Raw genomic sequence first — 4311 nt, forward strand, 5'->3', positions numbered from 1 at the left:
TCCGAGGACGGGGCGGCGGGCGGTGCGGCGGGCGGTGCGGCGGGTTCGGGGGCGGCGAGTTCGGGGCTGTCGCGGAGGATCGCCTCGTGGAGGCGGGTCAGCTGGGGGCCGGGGTCGATGCCGAGGTCCTCGACGAGCAGTTCGCGGACCCGGCCGAACTCGGCGAGGGCCTCGGCCTGGCGTCCGGAGCGGTAGAGGGCGAGCATCAGGTGGCCGCGGAGGGTCTCCCGCAGCGGGTGCTCGGCGATCAGTTCGCGCAGGTCGCCGATGAGTTCGCCGCTCTCACCGAGGGCGAGGCGCAGTTCGACGAGCTGTTCGACGGCGGTCAGCCGGCGTTCCTCCAGGACGGCGGAGGCGGCGGCGATGACGGGGCCGCTGCCGCCGGCGAGGACGGGGCCGCGCCACAGGGCGAGTGCGTCGCGCAGGTGGCCGGCGGCCTCGGCGGGGCGGTGGGCGTCGAGGGCGCCACGGGCCTGCTGGAGGCGGTGGGAGAAAAGGGTGAGGTCGAGGCGGGCGGGGTCGACGTCGATGCGGTAGCCGGGGCCTTCGGTGGCGATGGCGGTGGCGCCGCCGGGTATGCGCTGGCGCAGGTCGGCGATGGCCTTGCGGACCTGGTGGGCGGCGGTGGTGGGGGGTTCGTCGTCCCAGGCGGCCGCGACGAGGCGGGAGACGGAGACGGTGCGTCCCGGTTCCAGCAGCAGGGTGGCGAGCACCCGCGCGGGGATGGGGCCGCCCAGGCGCAGCCGTTCGTCCCCGGCCCTGACCTCCAGCGGTCCCAGCACCGCGAAGCTGACGTCCCCGCTCACCCGGTCCCTCCTGATCCCCCGCTGCGGGCTCCGGCGGGCAGTCGGCCCGCCCCTCCTTCCGGATGCTAGGGGAGCCGCGGCCGAAAGGCGCCGGTCGCACCGGGCGGGGTGGCGCGGCCCTCCAGGGCCTCTCCAGGGCGGCTCCAGCGCAGCTCGGGAGGGGTTCCGGCGGGCAGGGCCCGAGCGCCGGGCGGGCGGCCGCGGAGGGGCGTGCGGCCGCGCAGGGGCGGGCGGCCGCGCAGGGGTCAGGCCGCGCAGGCCGGGCGGCCGCCGCGGTAGAGCGCCATCTCCTCGAAGAGGGCGCCGATGTCGAGCGGGGCGCCCGGCTCCCGGCCCTGCTGCTCGGCGTACGCGCGGTGCAGGTTGGGCAGCAGCCGCTCGGGGTCGAGGAGGCCGGCGTAGGGGCCCGGCCCGGCGGACCGGGCGAGTTCCAGGGGGGTCAGGCCGGCGGCCGCGCCGTCGGCGGCGAGGTCCCGTACGTACCGGAAGTAGGCCTCGTTCGCGTCGAGGAGGCCCGGGCCGCCGACGGGCCCGTGGCCGGGGACGACGGTGTCGGCGCCGAGGGCCCGCAGCCGGTCCAGCGCGTTGAGGGAGCCGCTGACGGAGCCCATGGCGCAGAAGGGGGTGACGCCGTTCATGACGAGGTCCCCGGTGAACAGCACGCGCCGGTCGGGGATCCAGACGACGGTGTCGTCGGTGGTGTGCGCGGCCGGCCCGATGTGGATGAGCTCTGCCCGGACGTCCCCCACGTGCAGGGTGGTGCGGTCGCGGAAGGTGAGCTGCGGCGGGGTGATGTCGATGTCGCCCCAGCAGACCTCCGGCCACAGGCCGGCCATGTGCTTCCCGGCGGCCAGGACCATGCTGCGGGTGCGTTCGTGGCCGATGGCCAGCGCTTCGGGGAAGAGGCAGTTGCCGTAGGTGTGGTCGCCGTGGAAGTGGGTGTTGACGACGGCTCTCGGCGGCCGCGGGGCGAGTCTCAGGGCCGCGGCGCGCAGCCGGCGGGCGCGGGCCTCGGTGGCGGCGGTGTCGACAAGGGCGCTGTGCCCGCCGTCGTGGATGACGCCCGCGTTGTTCAGGCACCAGCCGCCGGGGGGCTGGACGTAGGCGTGGACACCGTCGGCCACCTCGGTGAGGGTGGCGTCGCCGGCCGGCTCCCTGTGGTGCGCGCCGTGCACGGCGGGCCTCCTTCCGCTCGGTCGGGGCTGCGCCACCGCGCGGCCCCGTTGCGCCAACGGTGGCCCGCCGGCCTCGACACGCACTCGAAACGCCCTGGCGGGAGGGGTGTTCCCGGTCCGGAAACCCGCCCCTGCCGGGGTGCCAGCGGTCCTGCGTCCGGCTGCGGTCGGAATTCGAGCCCGGCTGTAGCGCGCGCTCCCAAGCTGGCTAGTGCTGCGGCCGGGAAGGTTCACCGGGTCACGGCGCCCGGCACGGCGCCTCGCCGCGTTGTCGGACCGCACACGTACGCCCAGTACGCGCCGCGGCCCGCTGCCTCGCGATGCACCGCACCGGGCACCGCGCCCCGGCATACCTTCCCGGCCACGGCACTACGCGACACCGGTCCGCACCCGGTGCCTGATGTGTCGAAAGGGCCCGCATGAGCATCGTCGACGAAAGACCGCTGGAGAACGAGACCATCCGCTACGCCTCCCTGCGCGAGCGGACGGCCGAGCTGGGCGCCATGCGGGCGCTCGCCGAGGCCGGTCCGAGCGAGCGCGCGACCGCCGCGCAGCACGCCAAGGGAAAGCTGACCGCCCGCGAGCGCATCGCGATCCTCTTCGACGAGGGCACGTTCAACGAGGTGGAGGGGCTGCGCCGGCACCGTGCCACCGGGTTCGGCCTGGAGGACAAGCGGCCGCACACGGACGGCGTGGTGACGGGCTGGGGCAAGGTGCACGGCCGGACCGTCTTCGCGTACGCCCACGACTTCCGGATCTTCGGCGGTGCGCTGGGCGAGGCCCACGCCGAGAAGATCCACAAGCTGATGGACCTGGCCGAGGCGGCCGGGGCGCCGATCGTCGGGCTGTGCGACGGCGCGGGTGCCCGCATCCAGGAGGGGGTCACGGCCCTCGCCGGGTACGGCGGCATCTTCCAGCGCAACGTCCGCAACTCCGGGGTGCTGCCGCAGATCTCGGTGGTGCTCGGCCCGTGCGCGGGCGGGGCCGCCTACTCGCCGGCGCTGACGGACTTCGTGTTCATGGTGCGCGGCACCTCGCAGATGTTCATCACCGGCCCGGACGTCGTCCAGGCGGTGACCGGCGAGGCGGTCACGATGGAGCACCTGGGCGGGGCGGACAGCCACGCCGCGGCCTCCGGTGTGGCGGCGTTCGCGTACGACGACGAGCAGAGCTGCCTGGAGGACGTACGGCACCTGCTGTCGCTGCTGCCGTCGAACAACCGGGAGCTGGCGCCGGCCGGCGACCGCGAGGACCCGTGCGACCGGCGCTGCGAGAGCCTGCTGGACCTGGTTCCGGCGCGGCCGACGCAGGGCTACGACATCCGCGACCTGATCGAGGAGGTCGTCGACCACGGCGACTACTTCGAGGTGCACGGCCAGTGGGCGCAGAACGTGGTGTGCGCGCTGGCGCGGCTGGGCGGGCAGGTCGTGGGGATCGTCGCGAACCAGCCGGCGCACCTGGCGGGCGTGCTGGACATCCAGGCGTCCGAGAAGGCGGCCCGGTTCGTGCAGTTCTGCGACGCGTTCAGCATTCCGCTGGTGACACTGATCGACGTGCCGGGCTTCCTGCCGGGCGTCGACCAGGAGCACAACGGCATCATCCGGCACGGCGCGAAGCTGCTGTACGCGTACTGCAACGCGACGGTGCCGCGGATCAGCCTGATCCTGCGCAAGGCGTACGGCGGCGCGTACATCGTGATGGACTCGCGGTCGATCGGCGCCGACATCGCGCTGGCCTGGCCGTCGAACGAGATCGCGGTGATGGGCGCGGAGGGCGCGGCGAACGTCATCTTCCGGCGGGAGATCGCCGCCTCCGACAACCCGGAGGAGACCCGCGCTCAGAAGATCAAGGAGTACCAGACCGAGCTGATGCACCCCTACTACGCGGCCGAGCGCGGCCTGGTCGACGACGTGATCGACCCGGCGGAGACGCGCTCCCGGCTGATCGCCGCCCTCGACATGCTGCGGGCCAAGCACCAGCAGCTGCCGAGCCGGAAGCACGGGAACCTGCCGCTGTGAGCGCCGACGGGAGCACCGCGCTGTCGGCGGCGGCGATCCGCATCACCCGGGGGAACCCGACCGCCGAGGAGGTCGCGGCGGTGGCGGTGCTGCTGACCGCCAGGCTGCGGCTGGCGGCCGAGGCGCAGGCCGCGGCCGGGCAGGAGGAGTCGGCGGTGGTGTTCAGGCTGCCGCGGCGCCGGCCGCCCGTGTTCGCGCCGCCGGGCGCCTGGGCGTCGTAGCCCTCCGGGGCGCGGCCGGGCCCGGCACGCCGGGCCCGCCGCCCCCCGCCCGCCCCGTTCTTCTCTTCCCGGCGCCCTGCCGCGTTCCTCC

General features: G+C 75.0%; 4 protein-coding genes. 2 read left to right on the forward strand and 2 right to left on the reverse strand.

Annotated features, from left to right (window positions below; all coding sequences use genetic code 11):
• Both EF903_RS29425 and EF903_RS29430 read right to left on the reverse strand, forming a co-directional pair.
• Window positions 1–806: AfsR/SARP family transcriptional regulator (locus tag EF903_RS29425; protein WP_260616091.1), on the reverse strand; the 806-nt coding region annotated here is incomplete at its 3' end.
• 245 nt (window positions 807–1051) lie between these two features.
• Window positions 1052–1981: an MBL fold metallo-hydrolase gene (locus EF903_RS29430; protein ID WP_260616092.1), complete on the reverse strand. Its 930-nt coding sequence runs from the start codon at window positions 1979–1981 to the stop codon at window positions 1052–1054.
• Between the two features lie 419 nt (window positions 1982–2400).
• On the opposite strand from EF903_RS29430, the gene EF903_RS29435 reads away from it, so the two are divergent.
• Window positions 2401–3999 (forward strand): acyl-CoA carboxylase subunit beta, encoded by a 1599-nt coding sequence (locus EF903_RS29435; RefSeq protein ID WP_162793369.1) that lies wholly within the window; start codon window positions 2401–2403, stop codon window positions 3997–3999.
• The gene (locus EF903_RS29440) at window positions 3996–4220 is read left to right on the forward strand and encodes an acyl-CoA carboxylase epsilon subunit (protein WP_125548049.1); all 225 of its coding nucleotides are present in this window, start codon (window positions 3996–3998) and stop codon (window positions 4218–4220) included. The genes EF903_RS29435 and EF903_RS29440 overlap by 4 nt, the downstream gene beginning before the upstream one ends.
• The last annotated feature ends 91 nt before the right edge of the window (window positions 4221–4311 follow it).

This window comes from Streptomyces sp. WAC05292 (genome assembly GCF_003949955.1).
GTDB classification, from domain to species: domain Bacteria; phylum Actinomycetota; class Actinomycetes; order Streptomycetales; family Streptomycetaceae; genus Streptomyces; species Streptomyces globosus.